Raw genomic sequence first — 19804 nt, 5'->3', positions numbered from 1 at the left:
CAGCTAACCTACTCAAAAACTATTTCCCAGCCCTCACCGGCGCGTGTAGTACCTTCCCGGTTGGGTGCCGCAAACGGAGATTTCGCGGGCCTGCCGCACGTGGTAATTCAGTGGTTTTCGGTGTGTCTGAGCGAGGGAGCGGCGCGGGGCCGGGTCCTAGGTTGGCGTGCCGCCGTGGCGGGAATTTTGTTGCTGGCCGGGCTGCTGGTGCGGCCGACGACCGGGCAGGCGCAGGTATTGGTAGGAGCCACGCCGTTCGGGCCAGTGTTCGGCCGGCAGCGGCCGGCCGCCGCCGATACCGCCCTGCTGCTGCTGGCCCGGGCCCGGCGCGTAGGCGTGAGCACCTTCGTGCAAACCAGCGGGGCCCGCGGCTACCTGCGGCTGGGGCCGCGCCAGCAGCTGCGCTACCGCGTGGGTACCGACATGGTGTACGACTCGCGCGGCACGCCGCCCTTCGTGCGGGAGGACTACGGCGCTGATGTTGCCCATGTATTCACCCTCGACGCCGCCGACCACTGGCAGCTGGGCCAGCAGGTGCACTACGACCAAAGCCGGGCCAATGCCACCCGCACCGGCCTGTGGCTGGGCCGCCTGGGCTACCGCCGCCGCCTGCGCGCCGCCAGCCCCACCGACTCGCTTTCCCAGATGCAGGTGACCGTGCTGGGTGGTCTGGCCACCGACCGTCGCAACGGCCGCGAGGACGCGGGCTTCGCCTACGGCTTCGATGCGGCGGCGCTTTATTTCCTGAATGGTACTACAGTCGCGCCGCTGGCCGTGCGCGTGCTGGGCACCCGCGCCAGCCTGGGGCCGCGCACCATGCAGCGCCTGGTGGCCGAGGCGGCCGGCGAGCAGGCTTTTCTGCCCAATGCGCCGCTCACGGTGCAGGGCCGCCTGGGCTACCGCACCAACCGCGCCGAGGACTACCTGCTGGGCTCGGTGCAGCGCATTCAGTCCGATACGGTGGCGGTGCAGGCGGGGGCTTCATACCGCGTGAACGAGTTTGCTTCGCTGCGCTCCGATAACAGCCTGCTGCTGCCCACCCGCGCCTTCCGGTACCGCCGGCTGAACGAGGGGGCCGATACTTTGCAGGATGTAGGCTACCGCCAGCGCGAGCTGGACACCCGTCAGGAGCTGCGCTTTGCCCGGCCCCGCGTGCAGACTACCCTCAGCTTTGGCTACCGCGAACGCACCCGCACTTATTACCTGGACAACACGCGCCGCCTGAACGTGCCGCGCCTAGCCGCCGCCCTGGCCCGCGAGCAGGTGAAGGACATCACCGAGCAAACCACCCAGTGGCAGGGCACCGTGACCTGGCTGCCCATGCCCCGGCACGTGCTGGGCCTGGTGGGCACCGCCCAGCTGCTGCGCGTGGATGCCCCCAGCAAAGACAATCAGCAAACCCGCGACGAAGCCCAGCAGCTGTTGCGCCTGACTTGGACCGGCCGCTGGGCCGGGGCTTTCCGCACCACGCTGGGCGTGGCCGGCGAATACCGGCAGACGGTGTTCATCCGGGCTGGGCTGAGCGCCGAGAACTACGTCGACCACCTGCTGCACTGGGAGCCGGGCTTCATCTGGGCCCCCGGCAAGCTGAGCGTGCGCTCCAACTACCACCTCTGGGTGAGCTACCAGGTGCGCGACCAGAAGGCCGAGCAGGCCCGCAACCGCGCCAGCCGCGTGCTGGAGCAAACCCAGAGCATCAGCTACCAGCTGCGGCCCCGGCTGCTGCTGCTGGCTGACTACGTGCGGCGCGAAAACCGCGTGGGCCAACTCAACTGGACGCGCTTCCGCGAAAGCCCGCTCGATACCAGCGTGACGCATGATTTTGCCGTGGGGGCGCGGCAGGCCTGGGCCGGGCCCAAGGGCAGCACCAGTCTGCGCCTGGGCTACCGCTTGCTGGAGCAGCGCAACTACGGCCGCGCCGCCCTGCTGCTGGATAATCCCACCGGCCCTTCGTCCAACCTGATTTACCTGCACAGCATCACCCGCCAGCACGGCCCCGAGGTGGCCGTGGAGCGCCACACCACGGCTGGCTTCAACCTCACGGCCAGCGTGTGGCTGCAGTGGATGCGCACGTTCTCGACCTACACTCCGGGCAAGGGGGCATTTGCGGGCAGCAGCTACTCGGCCCTGGATTTGGCCCGCGAGACGCAGCGGCTGCTGCCGTATTTTGAGCTGGCGGCCGAGTGGCGCGTGGGCCGGCGGCGGTAGGGCGCGTGATATACGCAGACCTGCGTAATATACTTATTTCAAGTAAGTGAGGTAAATAAGTAAGCACAGCAATAGCAGGCATACAGTATTAGATATCAAAATTCGTTGGTCGAGGATTATTAATAGTTCAGCCGCTAAACAAAGTTGTTTAGCTTTATTAATTAGTTTGTCAAACAGCGGTGCGCTACAATTGTGCTGTCAACGGACCAACAGTGAGGTCATACCGGAAACTTTCTTATTTCACTTCTTACTTAATTTTTCCTATCATGTCAATAACCGCTTCCCCGTTCAACCCGACCACGGGTGAACTGCTGCCGGTCTACCGCGATGCTTATCTGCGCGGCGACCTGTCGGCCGGGCACACCAAGCTGGTGGATGCTCACCTGAAGAAGAACGCCGCGCTGGGTACCCAGACGTGGCAGCGCTTTCACGAGATGGCCCAGACTGGCGAGCAGGTGCAGGCCGTTGGCTGGATGCAGCGCCAGCTGAACTTGGTCCGTACCTCGGCCGGCCGCACCCGCCGGCAGGCCGCTTCGCTGGTGGCTGCCACGGTCCTCATCGGCGGGGCCGTGTTCGCTGGCACCGTCACGCCCATCACAACGCTGCCCTTGGTGGAGGAGGCTCCGGCCGCCGCCACCGGTGCCATGCGCATGATGACGGTGCACGGCAAGATTCTGGACGAAAACGGCCGGCCGCTGATTGGGGCCACCGTATTTGAAAAGAGCACCCATAAAGCCGTGAGCACCAACGCCGACGGCGAATACGCGCTGCTGGTAGCCGCCGGCCGCCCCACCACGCTGGCCTACGGCTACGGTGGCTACACCGACGAAGAAGTGCAGTTCAACGGCCGTTCTGTCGAGAACGTGACCCTGGTGCCGAACTACGACGCGTCAGCGAAGCCCGCTCGGAAGCACAAGCGTTGGTTCTTCTTTAACTAACTGTCTTATTGCTTTTTTCTTGACTCTATTCACTACCAATACTAACTGCGATTCTCTACGGCATCATTGGCTCTATCTCCCGTACTAAAGCCGGTCTCACTAATGGCACCAATGATGCCCCTGCGGTTTCTTCGATTCTTTTCTTCATAATCTTTTGTTTTCAACTACTTAGCTTTCCCATCCGTGCCATACGCAGTAAATACTCCCGCCGGCCAAGCCGTGCAAAACATCATCGACGACCTGCCCCAGCTCATTGCCGTGGCCATTGTGGAAGTGAGCTCGGGCATGTGCCTGGCCTCGCACTCCAACTCGCCCACGCTGAACCCGGAAACGGCCGCCGCCTACAACACCGAGGTGGTGAAGCAGAAGATGAAGGCCATGGCCGCCCTCAAGCTGACCGGTGAGAAGATTGACGACATCCTCATCACGCTCACCAACCAGCTGCACCTGATTAACCTGCTCGACGACGGCAAGAAGTTCATTTACCTGGCTGTGAGCAGCCGCGACTCCAACCTAGCCATTGCCCGCGACGTGCTCCGCCAGCAGGCCGACTTGCTGAAGTAGCCAAAGGTCGCCCGCGACTCCGCCGCGGGGCCATTCACAACGCAAAAGCCACCCCCGCGCGGGGGTGGCTTTTGCGTTACGGGTTGGTTCGGGTTGGGCAATGCGCTACTCCGGGCTGCCGGCGGCGCGGGCCCGCACCACCTCGCGGGCAATGCCCAGGTTGGTGTCGCGTTGGTTCACCATGAGGTGCACGAAGTGCCGGTTGTCGGGCAGCAGGCGCAGAATGTGCCACTGCGTGTCAAGGGTGATGAGGATGTCCTCGATGGCCTCGTCGGGGAGGCCTAGGGCCGGTAGGGCCAGCTGCTTTTGCCGGATTACTTCTGCGTTGGCGGCGGCGGCTTTGGCCGGGTTCAGCTTGCCGCCGATGTGGTAGGTGGCCAGCAGGGTGCCCGCTTTAAGGTCCATCACCGACACGGCCAGCAGGTCGGGCAAATCGCTCACAATGTTTAGCAACAAAGTTCCAAACTGTGCTTTGTGCTTGGCATTGAGGCTGTCGGCATAAACGATTTTGGGCGGCATGGAGTCGGTGTCGGGGGTAAAGAACCGGGCAAGAAACGGAATCTTCATGGCGGAAAGGCGTGGCGGGGCAGGCTGGCAGTGGCCGGTGAAAGGAGGGTACGGGCAAAGATACTCGATGGCACGCGTCTGCGAAGCGGTGCCATCGAATCCGGAAGGTGAGAATAAGTGCCCGCCAGCGGCACAATGCGCACCCATTATCACATCCGCTGCTTACCTTCCTGTCTCACAATTTTTCTTTCATCCACCAACCCTCACTTCAGCCCCGTGGCCGCGCCCTACCACGACCTTTACACCAACCATTTTGCCAATATCCGGTGCAGCCGGTCCACCTTTCTGGGCTTTCTCAATTACACCGTGACAGCCCTGGCCGATAGCCCCGCCGCCCTCAAGGCCCTGCACCCCGGCCTGCTGGCCGCCACCACCGCCCTGGGCGGCACCGTGGTAGCCCGCGAAGGCCAGGACGGCACCAGTCAAACCCTCACGCGCTCCAAAAAGGACGTGCTGCGGGCCATGCGCGTATTCGTGCAGGATACCAACGCCGTGACCCTGGTGCCCGCCTACCGCCAGCATCCCGACAAACTGAAGGAAGTGCTGCCCCAGGGCCTGATGCACCTCACTGATGCCAACACCACCGATTTTCCGGTGCGCTTCGAGGCCTTTGCCGAGGCCCTCACGGCCCACGCGGCCGCCCTCACTCCGGCCCCCGGCAAGGCTGCCGCCAAGCTGCTGGAGGAGCTCACCGCCGCCACTACCGCCAAAGACGCGGGCCTGAAAGTGGCCAAGGAAATCATCGGCAGCCTGGGCGGGCAGTGGGCGCAGGCCTGCCAACTGCTGTGGCAGGTGCATTGCACGGCGCTGGGCGCGCTCTGGGAGGTGCCCCAGCAGGCCGAAATCTGTTTCAACTACGGGCTGCTGCCCCGGCGCACCGGCGGCAAAGCCAAGCTCGCCGGTAACATTGCCAAGCCCTGACCCCCGAAAACCACCGCCGCATGCGGCGATAGGCATGTCCGGTGTGCCCACTTGGCCAACCGCATGCGGTGGGCTAAGTGGGCATTGTGCTGAGATATCTTGCCGCATGCAGTGGTAGGCGTGACTGGTGTGCCGGGGTGGCCTGCCGGGTGCGGTAACGCATGCATGAGGTGTGCCAGGGTGGTCTGCCGCATGCGGCGGTGCTAGCGCAAGATGAGTGTAGCGCGAAGCACTGCTTCGCGCTACATCAGGCCATAACCTCCTGCGGCAGCACGGCCAGCAGCGCCTCCAGGCCGATAGCCAACTGGCCAGCGGCGGCTTGGCGCTCGGTGGCTGCCGTCGCTGCGTTAGATTCCAGGGCTTCGAGGCTGGGCATGAGCAGGGCCGCGCCCAGCAGGTGCAGCGACGGGCGCAGCTTGTGGGCCAGGGCGGCGGCGGCGGGCCAGTTGGCGGCGGCGCTGGCGGCGCGCAGCTCGGTTATGCTGGCGGGCGTGGTGGTGCGGAAAGAAGCCAGAATCCGGTTCATGAAAGCGGTGCTGCCCCGCGCCGTTTGGCGTAGTAGCGTCAGGTCGAAGGGTGGCGCGGCGGGGGCAGGGGGGGCTGGTTGCGGTTTGAAGGGTGCTAACGGCACCACCTCCCCCAGTGGGCTTTCCACTCCCACAATCAGCGAGGCCAGCTTGCTTAGCATCTCGGCTTCTTCGAAGGGCTTGGACAGGGTATCGTTCATGCCGGCGGCGTGGTACTTCTCGGCATCGGTCCGGAAGGCGTTGGCCGTGAGGGCCAGGATAGGTGTGGCGGCCCGCACGGGGTCGGCGTGGGCCCGAATGCGGGCGGTGGCCTCCAGTCCGTTCATGCCGGGCATCTGAATGTCCATCAAAATAACATCGTAGCGGTGCTGCTCAAACAGCACCAAAGCTTCGAAGCCACTGCTGGCTTCGTCCACCACCACGCCGTGGCTTTCCAGCAGCAGCTGCACCACCTCACGGTTCACGGTATTGTCTTCCACCACCAGCACGCGGCTGCCGCGCACGGCCGCCTCCTCCACCGGGGGCACCGGGGCCAGGGCGGCCAGTCGCGCGGCGGCGCTGGCCTTGGGCAGCGTAACGATAAAAGCAAAGGAGCTGCCCTCGCCCGCCGTACTCTGCACGGTGAGCTGCCCACCCATCTGGACCACCAGGGCCCGGCTGATGCTCAGGCCCAGGCCGGTGCCGCCAAACTGCCGGGTAGTGTCGGCATAAGCCTGGGTAAATTCCTGGAAAATGGTTTCCAGCTTTTCGGCCACAATGCCGATGCCGCTGTCCGTCACCCGAAACTCGGTGGTGAGCGTGTCCTCGGTTTCACTCACGAAGTACCCGCCTACGCTCACCGTGCCGCCCTTGGGCGTGAACTTGATGGCGTTGGACAGCAGGTTGAGCAGAATTTGGTTCAGGCGGTAGGAGTCGCCCATTACCCAGGGGTGCGGGCAGCTTTCGCGGAGGCGGGTGCCCACCACCTTTATGCCTTTTTCCTCGGCCTGCAGCACGAGCGGCTCGGCGGCCTTGGCCATCGACTCGCAAATGTTGAAGGCGGCGCGGTCCAGCTCCAGCTTGCCGGAGGTGATTTTGGCCATGTCCAGCACGTCGTTCACCACGCTTAGCAAGTGCCGCCCCGAGTGTTGGATAATGGCCGTGTAGTTGCGCTGCTGCTCGTTGAGGCCGGTTTTGGCCAGCAGGTTGGTCATGCCCAGCACCCCGTTGAGGGGCGTGCGGATTTCGTGGCTCATGTTGGCCAGAAAGTTTTCGCGGGCCGTGGCAGCGGCCTCGGCCGCGTGCTGGGCGGCTTTTAGGGCCGTAATGTCGGTGCTCACGCCCAAAATGCCCACCTTGCCATCGGTCATGGCCAGCGGGCAGCGCACGCTCTGGTACCAGCGCACCTCACCGTTGGCCAGGGTCAGGTATTCTTCCGACGTCACGGGCTGCCCGGTGCGCAGCACCTCGGCATCGGTGGCCGCGAAGGCGTTGAACTCGTCGCGCCGCACGGCTTCGTGCAGCAAGTTGGTGCCGGCCAGCGACAGAATCCGGTGGCGCAGTTCGGCCATGGCGCGGTTCTCGAACATCACCTTGGTGTCGAGGCCCTCGGCGTATTGCTCACGCACGTAAACGCAGTTCGGGTTGAGGTCGAGCACCTGCTCGGTGAACGACTGTTGGGCCTGCATGTCGGCTTCGCTGCGGCGGGTGCGGTCCTCTGCCTGCCGCCGGGAGGTAATATCGAAGCCGTAGTTCAGCATCTGGCTCAGCTCGCCTTCGGCATTGTACACGGGCTGGTAGGAGCACAGCCAGTAGCAGGCCAGCTGGTCGTCGGTGCCGGGCCATTGCTCTTCCCACATCACGCGCTCGCGGGTGCGTTCGGCGCGCTCAAACAAGCGGCTGCGGCGCACGGCCAACTCCGGTGGTAGCCCCTTGGCGGAGCAGCGCTCCACAAAAGTGGTGCCCAGACGGGCCTGCCGCTCGGCCGGGCTGTCGTTGGCGTAGGTGTTAATGAAACGGTAGCGCTGGTCGGGGCCGAGCACCGTGACCACGGCCGGCAAGTGAGCCAGAATAGTTTCGTAGAACTCGCGCTGTTCGCTTATCTCGCGCTCAACCTCCCGTTGGGTCGTGACGTCGGTGAGGTAAAGCATGGCGTAGTTTTCCTCCATCACCGGCACTGTGAAGAGCAGGAAGCACCGGCCATCAGCCTCCAGCTCCCGTTGCGACACCTCCCCGGTGCGCAGGGCCTGGGCGGCGGCCTCTACCAGCTGTGGCCGCACCCGTGAAGGACCGGTGCTCAGTAATTCCTGAGCCAGGTGAGCGGCGGCCTGGTTGGCCAGCAATACCTCGCCCGCGCTCCCCAGGCGCATCACCGGGTTGGGGTTGAGCTCGGGAATGCGGCTGGCGGACTGCAGGCGGGCTGCCACGGCTTCGGCCTGCACGCGCAAGGCCCGCTCGGTTAGCAATAACTCCCGTAGTTCGGCGGGGTCGGTAGGCAGTGGGGCTTGCATCGGTTGGCAGTGTGCAGTAAACAGTGTGCAGTGAACAGTTGGCCGTTCACCACGGGCAACTGCCTCGACAGTTCCACCCAAAGGTAAAAACCACCGGTTCTAAACCGCTAAACGATAATTGCTCACCGCTACCCGCCTTTACAGCTCTTTGCGCAGGCGGGCCACCGGAATATTCAGCTGCTCACGGTACTTGGCCACCGTGCGGCGGGCAATGTTGTAGCCGCGGGCATTGAGCATCTTCTCCAGCTTGTCGTCGCTCAGGGGCCGCTCCTTGCTCTCTTTGCCGATGAGTTCTTTCAGGATGCTCTTCACCTCGCGGCTGCTGGCATCCTCGCCCGAGTCGGTGGCAATGCCTTCGGAGAAAAAGTACTTGAGCGGATAAATTCCGAATTCCGTCTGAATGGACTTCGAGTTGGCCACGCGGCTCACCGTCGAAATATCCATGCTGATGCGCAGGGCAATGTCCTTGAGAATCATGGGCCGGAGCTTGCCCTCGTCGCCCTCGACGAAGAAATCGCGCTGCAGCTCCACAATGGCGTTCATGGTGCGCAGCAGGGTGTTCTGCCGCTGCCGGATGGCATCAATAAACCACTTGGCCGAGTCCAGCTTCTGCTTCACGAAGGTGACGGCCTCCTTCATTTTCTGGTCCTTCTTGGCAGCCTTGTCGTAGGTCCGGAACATCTCGGTGTAGGCCGGGCTCACGCGCAGCTCGGGGGCGTTGCGGGCGTTTAGGGTCAGGTTAAACGTGCCGTTGTCGTTGGTCAGAATAAAGTCGGGCATCAAATACTGCGTCTTGCCCAGTCCGCTGGGGCCGCTGCCGCCCGGCTTGGGGTTCAGCTTCAGAATCACGTTGATGGCCTCCTTCAACTCGTCGTCCTCCAGGTCCAGCTTCTGCTGAATGCGCGGGTAGTGCTTCTTGCTGAACTCCTCGAACGTGTCGGTGAGGATGCGCTCGGCGTTCACCGTATTCTCGTCCTGGGGCCGGCGCTCCAGCTGCAATAGCAGGCATTCGGGCAGGTCGCGGGCGGCAATGCCAGGCGGGTCGAAGCCCTGCACCACGCGCAGCACGGCCTCAATCTCGGCCACGGCCACTTCCAGGTTTTGCGAAAAAGCCAGGTCGTTGGCAATGGCCGACAGGTCGCGCCGAATGTAGCCGTCGCCGTCAATCGAGCCGATGAGCTGCTGACCAATGGCCTCCTGGCGCTCGTCGAGGTTGGCAAAGTGCAGCTGGTCGAGCAGCGAATCCAGCAGTGAGCCGCTGGTATCGGCCAGGGGCGTGTCGCGCTCCTCTTCCTCGCCGGGGCCGTCGCCCTGCATCTTATAGCCCGCTATTTCGTCGTCGTTGAGGTAGTCGCTCAGGTCGAGGTCGGTGTTGTCGGCGTTAGCTTCGGTGTCGGTAGGGCTGTCGTCTTTGGGCTGAATTTCGGGCTCCGGCGCATCGTCGGCCGTTTCCGGGTCGTTGCTGGTGCTGCGGTCGTCAAAGTCCTCATCCAGCGTGTTTTCGTCGTTGTCGAGGCTGGCGTCGGGGTCGTCCGAATCGTCGCTCTCGTCCTCGTCGCGGTCCAGCTCCTCGCCGTCGTCGGGCTCGTCTTCCTCCAGGGCCGGATTCACCTCCATCTCCTCCTTAATGCGCGTCTCCAGCTCCGCCGTAGGAATTTGCAGCAGCTTGATAAACTGAATCTGCTGCGGGCTAAGCTTTTGCGAGAGGAGCTGTTTGAGGTCGAGGCGTTGCATAAGGACGAAAGTACGGAAAGGAGGAGGCGAAGGTCAGTTTTACTAAAATTCGGCAGTAAAAGTTGGTGTAGCGTGGTCGTGCCCGGAGGGACTCTGCGAATCCGCGCGTTGAATGTGCCACGCGCGGACTCGCAGAGTCCACGCTACAGTTCTACCTTTGCCGATTCACCCGCTTCCCCGCAAGTTATGTCCCTCAAACGGTCCACCGTCAAAGAACTTCTGGCCAGCCAGGACCTCGACCGCGAAGTCCTCGTCAAAGGCTGGGTTCGCTCCCGCCGCGGCAACAAGTACGTGCAGTTCATCATCGTGAATGACGGCTCCACGATTCACACCATCCAAGCCGTGGCCGACGCGGAGAAGTTCCCCGAGGAAAGCCTCAAGGACGTGAGCAACGGGGCCTGCGTAGCCATTCGCGGCAAGCTGGTGGCTTCGCAGGGCAAGGGCCAGGCCGTGGAGATTCAAGCCACCGAGGTAATCGTGCTCGGCAAGGCCGATGCCGAGGAATACCCGCTGCAAAAGAAAGCCACTTCGCTGGAGCACCTGCGCGAAATCGCCCACCTGCGTCCCCGTACCAACACGTTTGGCGCGGTGCTGCGCGTGCGCCACGCCCTGGCCTTCGCCGTGCACAGCTACTTCAACGACCACGGCTTTTTCTACGTCCACACGCCCATCATCACCGGCTCCGATGCCGAGGGCGCGGGCCAGATGTTTCGCGTGACCACGCTGCCCGCCGACAAGCCGCCGCTGGCCGAGGACGGCTCGGTAGATTACACGCAGGACTTTTTTGGCAAGCAAACCAACCTCACCGTATCGGGCCAGCTCGAAGGCGAGTTGGCGGCCATGGCTTTGGGCAGCATCTACACCTTCGGCCCCACGTTCCGGGCCGAAAACTCCAACACCGCCCGCCACCTGGCCGAGTTCTGGATGATTGAGCCCGAAGTGGCCTTCAACGAGCTCGAAGACAACATGGACCTGGCCGAGGATTTCCTCCAAAGCCTGGTAAAATACGCTCTGGCCCACTGCGCCGACGACCTGCAATTCCTCAACGACCAATACGACAAGGAGCTGCTTGGCCGCCTGGAATCCGTGACCACCAATGCCTTCCAGCGCCTCACCTACACCGAGGCCGTGGAAATCCTGAAAACCGCCAAGCAGAAGTTCGAATTCCCCGTGGATTGGGGCACCGATTTGCAGAGTGAGCACGAGCGTTACTTGGTAGAAAAGCATTTCAAGAAGCCCGTTATTCTCACCAATTACCCGAAGGAAATCAAGGCCTTCTACATGAAGCTGGACGAGGACGGCCGCACCGTGCGCGCCATGGACGTGCTATTTCCCGGCATCGGTGAAATCATCGGCGGCTCGCAGCGTGAGGAGGATTACACCAAGCTCACCACCCGCATGGCCGAAATGCACGTGTCCGCCGACGAGCTGGACTGGTACCTCGACACCCGCCGCTTCGGCACCGCGCCGCACGCCGGTTTCGGCCTGGGCTTCGAGCGCCTGGTGCTGTTCGTGACGGGCATGAGCAACATCCGCGACGTGATTCCCTTCCCGCGCTACCCCAAGAACGCGGCGTTTTAAGCCAACAAAAAAGGGCCTCCCAGCGGAGGCCCTTTTTTGTTGGTGTTGGGCGCGAGCCGGACTAATTCTTGCCCTTGCCCTTGCCTTTGCCTTTGTCCTTGTATTTGCCGTTGCCGTTGCCGTCATCGTCCCGGCGCTCGTAGCGGCGGCGGTCATCGTTGCGCCCGTCGCGGTCATCGTCGCGCCGCTCGTAGCGGCGGTCATCGTACTGGCCGTTGCCGTTACCGTTGCCGCGGCGGTAGAGCTTTTTAGCTTGGCCGGGAGGCAGGCCCCCGTTGCTGGGGTTGCTGCGGCGAGGGTAGCGGGTGCGGTATTCGTCGTAACGCGACCAAGGCTCGGCTCCCACGTAATCGACAATTACGGGGTGGAAATTGGCGGTGTTGTAGCCCGAAAGGCTGCCGGTGCGAACCCAGCGGCCATCGCGCCGCACCACATACTGGCGGGCTGGCACGTCGTAAAAACCATTGGTTTCGGGGATGTAGTAGTACTGCTGGCCCGCTGACACCGTTGGGCCCCAGCTGGGCGGCGTAAGATTGATATTGACCTGGGCGTAGGCAGCCGGAGCGGCGCACAGGGCGAACAGCGCAAACAGCGCCATGCGCAGCGGTTGGAGGAGAAATTTCATGAGAATTAGATTAGGCGAAACATGATGTGATGGACACTCAGGCAAGGACGGTGCCAACTGGCGTGCAACGGGTACGCAAGGCCCGTCGAGGTGGTTCGAATTCGTCATTTTCAAATGCGGGCACAAACCGATGGGCATCGGTGTTGTGCACCAGCGCCCCTCCCGTTCGGCTGACTAAAACGGCTGGCAAATAGCCCTTTTTATTAGCCTTCGGGCTCCCTTCTTCTTATCTTTACGCACTTATTCGCTGCGTTTCTGAATGGCCAAAAAATCCACTGCTACCCCGGTTGCCGAAGCTCCCAACCAACAGTCGGCGCAAGCCAAAGCCCCGGCGGCTGCAAAGAAAAAAATGGCATCCAACGGCACTGCCGTTGCGGCTGAAACGGCTGCTGCCGTGCGCACACTTACCGAGTTACCGGCCGCTGGCCCTATTACCGGGCATGTCAATGGCCAGCTCAATGGCCATAGCCCCGCTTCGCAGCACCTCGAAGCCCATTACATTGAAGTGTATGGCGCGCGCGAGCACAACCTGAAAAACGTGTCGGTTAAAATTCCGCGCAACCGGCTGGTGGTGTTTACGGGCATTTCGGGCTCGGGCAAGTCGAGCCTGGCCTTCGACACCATCTATGCGGAAGGGCAGCGGCGCTACATGGAAACGTTTTCGGCCTACGCGCGCTCGTTCATGGGCGGGCTGGAACGGCCCGACGTGGACAAGATTGAGGGCCTGTCGCCGGTTATCAGCATCGAGCAGAAGACGACTTCGCGCAACCCGCGCTCCACGGTGGGCACCATCACCGAGATTTACGATTTTCTGCGCCTGCTTTACGCCCGCACGGCTGAAGCCTTCAGCTACGCCACGGGCAAGAAGATGATTCGGCAGAGCGATGACCAGATTATCAATTACATCCTCAAGCACTTCGATGGCAAGAAGCTGGTGGTGCTGGCTCCCGTGGTAAAGGGCCGCAAAGGCCACTACCGCGAAGATTTTCAGAAGATTGCCAAGCTGGGCTTCACCAAAGTGCGGGTGGATGGCGAGCTGCTCGACATCACGCCCAAAATGCAGGTGGACCGCTACAAAATCCATGACATTGAAATCGTGATTGACCGGCTGGTGGTGAACGAGGAGGACCGGTTCCGCCTTTCCGGCTCGGTGCAAAATGCGCTGACCCACGGCAAAGGCACCATGCTGGTGCTCGACCCCGATGGGAAGGGCGAGAAGGCGAAGCCGCAGTTCTTCTCGCGCTTTCTGATGGACCCCACCACCGGCATCGCCTACGACGACCCGGCCCCCAATACGTTCAGCTTCAACTCGCCCTACGGCGCGTGCCCGACCTGCAACGGCTTGGGCGAGGTGCAGGAAATCACGGAAGAAGCCGTGCTGCCCGACCGCAAGCTGAGCATCTCGCGCGGCGGCATCGCGCCGTTGGGGGAGTACCGCGACATCTGGATTTTTCAGCAGCTGCAAGTCATCCTCAAAAAGCAGAAAGCCACGCTGAACACGCCGCTGGAAAAGCTGCCGGAGGACGTGCTCAAGCGTCTGCTCCACGGCATCACGGAGGATGAGGCCGACGACAGCAAAACTGCCTATACGGAGCCGTTTGAAGGCATTATTCCCTTCCTGCGTCGGCAAATGGATTCCGAATCGGATAATATCCGCGAGTGGATTGCGCAGTACGCGCAGGCCCAGCCCTGCCCCGAGTGCCAGGGCTACCGCCTCAAAAAGGAAAGCCTGCACTTCAAAATGGATGGCAAGCACATCGGCGAGCTGTCGGTGATGGATTTGAATGATTTGGCGGAATGGTTTGAGGGCCTGGAAAGCCGCCTCACCGACCGCCAGAACGTGATTGCCCGCGAACTGCTGAAAGAAATCCGCAAGCGCATTGGTTTCCTGCTCGAAGTGGGCCTCGACTACCTGAACCTGCACCGCCCGGTGCGCACGCTGAGCGGCGGCGAAAGCCAGCGCATTCGCCTCGCCACCCAGATTGGAACTCAGCTGGTGGGCGTGCTCTACATCATGGACGAGCCCAGTATCGGTCTGCACCAGCGCGACAATGAGCGGCTCATCAAGGCCCTGCAGCACCTGCGCGACATCGGTAACTCGGTAATTGTGGTGGAGCACGACAAGGACATGATTCTGCACGCCGACCACGTGCTGGACATCGGTCCGGGCGCTGGCATCCACGGCGGCCATATCGTGGCCTCGGGTACGCCCAAGGAGATTCTGAATTCCGGCTCGCTCACCTCCCAGTACCTCAGCGGGCAGAAGCACATCGAGATGCAGCGCAAAAAGCGCAAGGGCGAAGGCGTGGATTTGGTGCTGAAAGGTGCCAAGGGCAACAACCTTAAAAACGTGACCCTGCGCGTGCCGCTGGGTAAGCTGGTGGCCGTGACGGGCGTATCGGGCTCGGGCAAGAGCACGCTCATCCACGACACGCTGTACCCGATTCTGAACCAGCATTTTTTCAATGCCAAGCGCGAGCCACTGGCCTACAGCGCCATTGAAGGGCTGGACTTGGTAGATAAGGTGATTGAGGTGGACCAGTCGCCGATTGGGCGCACGCCGCGCTCAAACCCGGCTACTTACACGGGCGTGTTTACTGAAATCCGGCAGCTGTTTGGCGAGATGGCGGAGGCCAAAATCCGCGGCTACGGCCCCGGCCGCTTCTCCTTCAACGTGAAGGGCGGGCGCTGCGAAACCTGCGAGGGCGCGGGCATTCGAACCATCGAAATGAACTTCCTGCCCGACGTGCACGTGCCCTGCGAAACCTGCAAGGGCCGCCGCTACAACCGCGAAACGCTGGAAGTACGTTTCAAAGGCAAGTCCATCACCGACATTTTGGACATGACGGTGGAGAAGGCCGTGGAATTCTTTGAGTACCAGCCCCGAATTCTGCGCAAAATCAAGACCCTGAACGATGTGGGCCTCGGCTACCTTACGCTGGGCCAGCAGGCTACCACGCTTTCCGGCGGCGAAGCCCAGCGCGTGAAGCTCGCCACCGAGCTCAGCAAAAAGGACACCGGCAAGACCTTCTACATTCTCGACGAGCCCACCACCGGCCTGCACTTCGAGGACATTAATCACCTCGCCAACGTGCTGCAAAAGCTGGCCGACAAGGGCAATACCGTCCTCATCATCGAGCACAACCTCGACCTGATAAAAGTGGCCGACCACGTCATCGACATTGGCCCCGAGGGCGGCGCGGGTGGCGGCTTCATTGTGGCGCAAGGCACGCCCGAGCAAGTGGCGAAGTCCGACAAGGGCCATACGGCGCGCTTCCTGGCCGAGGAGTTGAAAATCAGCAAATACGCCAGCTAGCCCGGTCAATATTTTTCACAAAAAACCCGCTGCACATACGTGCAGCGGGTTTTTTGTTGACCAAGCCAATGCTTATATCTTTATGTTGGCCAGTTCCTTGGTCATGCCAGCTACCCCTTTGGGCAGGGCCATCTTGCTTTGCTGGATTTCGTTTTGGTCGCTGTGCGCGGCCGACATCATGAACTCGTTGGCGTCGTATCTTCTCAATTTCTTATTTAAGCTGAAGATTTAAATATCAGTAAACTGTGTATTCGATTGCCATGATATCAGGGCTGGGCTAAGGCAAATCCTCTATGGTATCGACCACTTTTTTAGCTCCCGCCAACTGCTCCTGCACGGGAGTGAGGTACTTGGCCGCAAAGCCGCGAATGTCGCCGTCGTAGGCATCGTCTGACATATCGTCGAAACCGTCTTCGTCCTGCTTCTGGGTCTTTATAAGCAAGGCCATCAATTGCTTGTCGAGTTGGGTTCCGGCTCGGGTGCTGATTTCATGGTAAGCCGCCTGCTCATCTTCGCCGAGTGCGGCGGGCACCGTTAAGTTTTTGGCGGCGGCCAGCTTACGCAAGGTAGCCAGTAGCTCCAGCCGGTTTTGCACGAGGCCAGCGCCGTAAGTGCGTACCACGGGCGCAGTGGCCCGGGCCTGGGCCAGCTTGCCCAGTTCCACTTCCAGCAGCACGTTGCTGGTGGTTTTCACCATGAAGCGGGCATCGGCTTCCTGCTTGGCCGTAATGTCGGCCGCGTCGATTTTCTTCTCGTTTTCGGCCATGGCCGAATCCCCGGCGTCGGGGCTACTCCCAGATGAGCATGCCGCCAGCCCCGGCAGCCCAGCGGCCAGGAATACCAACAAGCGCCACGTAGGCCGGGATAATGACGGGAGTAAACGCATGGGGCGAAGGCGAAGATAAAAGCGGGTTGGCTTGGATTCCGTTTCATACGCCTGCTTTGCGGGCAGGTTATTTCGGTGGCGGCTGTTTTTTTAACTCGGTAGTTAAACCTGCACGCGGCCGCGCATTCCAACCGCCACAAACGCAGTCCACCAATACCGTTCTCACCCTTCATTATCTGGCTTTTTTACTTTTCGTCATGCGTACCACGTCCCTCCGTCCCCTGGCTTTTGCCTGCCTCGCCAGCGGCCTGTTGCTCGCCACCGGCTGCGGCAAGCGCGACTCTGACGCCATGCCCGATGAGGATATCACCTCGGCCGAAGACCGCAGCGAAGCCAACATCGAAACGGCCATCAGTTTGGACGCCATGGAGGCCTCCGCCCCGGTAAACGTGAACAATGCCGCGGCTGGGTTCAACTCTACTGATGCCGAGTTTCGCGGCAAATTCGGCGTTTGCGCTACCCGGACCTACACGGCCAGCCCCCGCATCCTGGTTATCGATTTCGGTGCGGGCTGTGCCTGCCCTGACGGCCGCTTCCGCAGCGGCCAGATTATCGTACGCTTCACCACGGATGCAAATAGTCGCATCGCCGGGTCGGTTGTTCGCCGCAAAAACTACTTTGTGAATTACAACCAGCACAAGGCCACGCGCACCTTCACCGACCTCGGCTCGGGCTCGTTCAACGTCGTGGTTGATAGCGCCAGTCTCATCCGAGCCAACAACGGTGGCACCCACTTCTGGACGGCCAACTGGACCTTCACCCGCACCGCCGGCTATAACACGCCCCTCGTGCATTCAGATGACGTGTATACCGTGACTGGCGGGGCCAACGGCACTAATCGCCGCGGGATGGCCTACACCACCGTCATCGACAACGCCAGGCCGCTGGTGCGCCGCGCTGACTGCTTTAAATACTTTGTGTCTGGTGCCATCAACATCTCCAACTCCAAAGGCAAAACGCTAGTGCTGGACTACGGTAACGGTACCTGTGACAACACCGCGACCGTGACCGTGAACGGCCGAACCAAAACGATTGCCCTGCGGTAACACCGCATTTAGTGAGAATTAGCTTTGCAACAAAGGGCAGCCGCTTGGCTGCCCTTTGTTGCGTTACAGAGTTCCTGCCTGCGTAAATAATGATGTACAGAATGGGACTTCTACGGCACGGCCATTATTATCATGGAGGGGGAATATGCCAGGATATGCGGGTTGCTTTTTTTGAGTCGTAAAATTCGCCTCAGTCGGTCATCCTGAGCTTGCCGCCGCACCTCCAACGCTTCATGACGTCCATCCCACGGAGCAGTAGAGGTGCGGCGGCAAGCTCAGCATTCGGACGTTCTAACCAATTTCCGGACAGCTTCCTTGATAAAAAGGGACGGCGGCAAAGGCCAGCAATTGAATCATTAGGAGGCACTCCACACAGTTGAGAGGTTGGCTGAGCTATGATTTAAACAGGATACTCATAGGATGACATCAGAAAACATTTATAAATAATCATCAGGAATTATATTTTGTGTTGATATATAGTATATAAGTATGTATATTTATAAATCAATTAAATCCGCATTTTTCCTGTCCTGCACAGGGTCTGCGGTAAGTGACCTCGCATGCTGCCAATAGCTAGTGGCGGCTGTTTGTTGCTTCGACCATTCGGTGTCTTCCTACCGGAATCCTGCATCCCTAAATGCTGCGCTTAATCCATGGGCCAGCCGTTTTGATGCACGGAACTCTCCACAGCTCAAGACTGTGGCAGGAGTCTTTTGACTCGAGGTTTCTTCAATCTTGCTATACGCATTTCCACACGTTGGCTTGGTTGGTGAAACGCTACGAGCAAAGTCTCATTGAAATAGCGCAGTGTTCCTGCTCAGGGCCATTCACGGCCATCTGTACTCTACCACAGGATTTCGGGTCAGCACCGCCAAATGGTCGGTGGCAGGCCTTGGCATGCTGCTCCGCAGCGCCTCCGATACGCTGGTATGTCAAGTACTTACTTTTAACTGTAAAACTATGAAACGCACGTTTCACACACCTGTTTTTCCGCTCGCGGAATTTTCTGCAAGCGATGGAACACCATTTTTAGTGGTGCCAACTTGCATAGCGCAGCTGCACAAATGGCTGCTATCAAGCCTTTTCGTGGTAATACTCGCCGCGCCAAATTTTGCTATGGCGCAATCCGGCGCTGCAGCAAACATCGACCAAGTAAGAAATGGCCCCGCTAGTGCCCCGGTAAGCCCCGCACCCTGGGTCAATGGTAATGCGGGAGCATCGAATGCGCACTATCTGGAAGGCCACTCCATCCCTTACCGGATAGTCGTTACCGGCTTGACGCCTGGAATTCATACCATTGTTATTGAATGGGACATCCGGCAAGGTGGTAAGAATGCCCTTGACTTTATCACTCAATACCAATCGCTGCGGCCCCACGCCCAATTTGTTGGGCACCTGCAGCCGGATGGGGAGGTGATTGACCCATTGGCTGGACTGGGCTTAATAAGCCCATCGGTTGCATTTAAAACTATTGATGCTCCAGCCGGGATACCTGCTGATGCAGGGGTCGCTAGCCCTACCCGCTTTAGCTACTACGCATTGAAAGACCTTGGCAAAGAGGTGATGACCATGTTCAATGGTACCGACATCACTTCCATGACCTATTTAACGCAAGGGGACAGAACTGCTGCCTCGTCCTCAACGAGCCTTAGCATCGTTTTTACAACCACTAAACCAACGGTCGTATTTGCCTGGGGGGGGCACATCGCCAGCCAGAAAGACTGGGGGCCGGGCACTTCGGCCGTCAACATCAACGGCTCGCCTTACCACACCCGCCTGATTTCCATAGATGGCAGCGGCGGTAACCAAGACCGGTCGTTGTCTGCGGCGGCTGTTATTCAGCCGCCTACTTGTGCTTTCACAGGAGGTGCCGATGCCTCCTGTAGCGGCTCTTCCCTCACCTTTACCGGGCCGGCTAACATGGATGCTTACAGCTGGACGGTAACCCCGGTAACAACCGGCGGTGCCACACCCACCAGTGGTACCAACCAGTCAATTACTGTAACGGCAACTTCTTCTTACACTATCAGCCTGCTTACAACTAAATCAGGTGTGATGTCGGATGCTAATTGCAGTAAGTCGGTAACAATAAACACTCCCGGTGACCCAACGGCGACGGGCGCAACTCGCTGTGGCTCGGGCTCTGTCACGCTCAGCTCAACGCTGGGCGCCAATAATGGTACGGGTAATCATTGGTATGCCACCAGTACTAGCACTACCGTGCTCACCACCGGTCTTACTTATGATACACCCTCGTTGAGTACTAATACGACCTACTATGTGGCCTCATTCAATACCACTTGCGAAGGAGCACGGGTCCCAGCTGTAGCAACCATCAACGCCATTGCGCCGGGTGAGATTGCCGGCAGCGCCACGGGCTGCTCGCCGTTTGACCCGGCTGC

General features: G+C 60.6%; 14 protein-coding genes. 8 read left to right on the top strand and 6 right to left on the bottom strand.

Translation table 11 applies throughout. The features are described from left to right. Positions 1–60 precede the first annotated feature (60 nt). From IEW17_RS15895 to IEW17_RS15885, 3 genes are all read left to right on the top strand, one after another. On the top strand, positions 61–2208 hold the full coding sequence (locus IEW17_RS15895; protein WP_188563045.1) for a hypothetical protein: 2148 nt from the start codon (positions 61–63) through the stop codon (positions 2206–2208). Between the two features lie 266 nt (positions 2209–2474). Then, positions 2475–3146 carry a carboxypeptidase-like regulatory domain-containing protein gene (locus IEW17_RS15890; RefSeq protein WP_188563044.1) on the top strand — a complete coding sequence of 224 codons (672 nt, stop codon included), beginning with the start codon at positions 2475–2477 and terminating at the stop codon, positions 3144–3146. A gap of 183 nt (positions 3147–3329) precedes the next feature. After that, positions 3330–3710: a hypothetical protein gene (locus IEW17_RS15885; RefSeq protein WP_188563043.1), complete on the top strand. Its 381-nt coding sequence runs from the start codon at positions 3330–3332 to the stop codon at positions 3708–3710. Between the two features lie 105 nt (positions 3711–3815). Here IEW17_RS15885 and IEW17_RS15880 read toward each other — a convergent pair whose 3' ends face one another. Further along, entirely contained in the window at positions 3816–4277 is a 462-nt protein-coding gene (locus IEW17_RS15880) for a hypothetical protein (protein WP_229749059.1), read from the bottom strand. A 216-nt stretch (positions 4278–4493) separates the two neighbouring features. Between IEW17_RS15880 and IEW17_RS15875 the strand changes: the two genes are divergently transcribed. After that, positions 4494–5198, top strand: a complete 705-nt coding sequence (locus tag IEW17_RS15875; protein WP_188563042.1) for a hypothetical protein — start codon at positions 4494–4496, stop codon at positions 5196–5198. A 247-nt stretch (positions 5199–5445) separates the two neighbouring features. Here IEW17_RS15875 and IEW17_RS15870 read toward each other — a convergent pair whose 3' ends face one another. Beyond that, a complete protein-coding gene (locus IEW17_RS15870; protein ID WP_188563041.1) occupies positions 5446–8214 on the bottom strand; it encodes a response regulator in 2769 nt (922 codons plus the stop codon). A 138-nt stretch (positions 8215–8352) separates the two neighbouring features. Continuing rightward, the gene (gene rpoN / locus IEW17_RS15865; protein WP_188563040.1) at positions 8353–9948 is read right to left on the bottom strand and encodes an RNA polymerase factor sigma-54; all 1596 of its coding nucleotides are present in this window, start codon (positions 9946–9948) and stop codon (positions 8353–8355) included. 186 nt (positions 9949–10134) lie between these two features. On the opposite strand from rpoN, the gene asnS reads away from it, so the two are divergent. Then, positions 10135–11529, top strand: coding sequence for an asparagine--tRNA ligase (gene asnS / locus IEW17_RS15860; protein WP_188563039.1), 1395 nt, complete (start codon positions 10135–10137; stop codon positions 11527–11529). Positions 11530–11590: 61 nt separating this feature from the next. Here the strand turns inward: asnS and IEW17_RS15855 are convergent, their stop codons facing one another. Then, the gene (locus tag IEW17_RS15855) at positions 11591–12154 is read right to left on the bottom strand and encodes a hypothetical protein (protein WP_188563038.1); all 564 of its coding nucleotides are present in this window, start codon (positions 12152–12154) and stop codon (positions 11591–11593) included. A gap of 259 nt (positions 12155–12413) precedes the next feature. Between IEW17_RS15855 and uvrA the strand changes: the two genes are divergently transcribed. Continuing rightward, positions 12414–15470 (top strand): excinuclease ABC subunit UvrA, encoded by a 3057-nt coding sequence (gene uvrA, locus IEW17_RS15850; protein ID WP_229749058.1) that lies wholly within the window; start codon positions 12414–12416, stop codon positions 15468–15470. A gap of 72 nt (positions 15471–15542) precedes the next feature. Here uvrA and IEW17_RS21265 read toward each other — a convergent pair whose 3' ends face one another. Next, positions 15543–15677 (bottom strand): hypothetical protein, encoded by a 135-nt coding sequence (locus tag IEW17_RS21265; protein WP_262891839.1) that lies wholly within the window; start codon positions 15675–15677, stop codon positions 15543–15545. Between the two features lie 70 nt (positions 15678–15747). Beyond that, positions 15748–16356 carry a DUF4142 domain-containing protein gene (locus IEW17_RS15845; RefSeq protein ID WP_188563037.1) on the bottom strand — a complete coding sequence of 203 codons (609 nt, stop codon included), beginning with the start codon at positions 16354–16356 and terminating at the stop codon, positions 15748–15750. Between the two features lie 197 nt (positions 16357–16553). Here IEW17_RS15845 and IEW17_RS15840 point away from each other — a divergent pair, with 197 nt between their 5' ends. Together IEW17_RS15840 and IEW17_RS15835 are read left to right on the top strand one after the other, a co-directional pair. Further along, on the top strand, positions 16554–17402 hold the full coding sequence (locus IEW17_RS15840) for a hypothetical protein (protein WP_188563036.1): 849 nt from the start codon (positions 16554–16556) through the stop codon (positions 17400–17402). A gap of 960 nt (positions 17403–18362) precedes the next feature. Next, positions 18363–19804, top strand: a 1442-nt coding sequence (locus tag IEW17_RS15835; protein ID WP_188563035.1) for an immunoglobulin domain-containing protein, incomplete at its 3' end; no start/stop codon positions are given.

The organism is Hymenobacter frigidus (genome assembly GCF_014640435.1).
Classification (GTDB): Bacteria; Bacteroidota; Bacteroidia; order Cytophagales; family Hymenobacteraceae; genus Hymenobacter; species Hymenobacter frigidus.
Note: the sequence above shows the minus strand (reverse complement) of the source record. Positions and strands in the feature narration are given on the sequence as shown.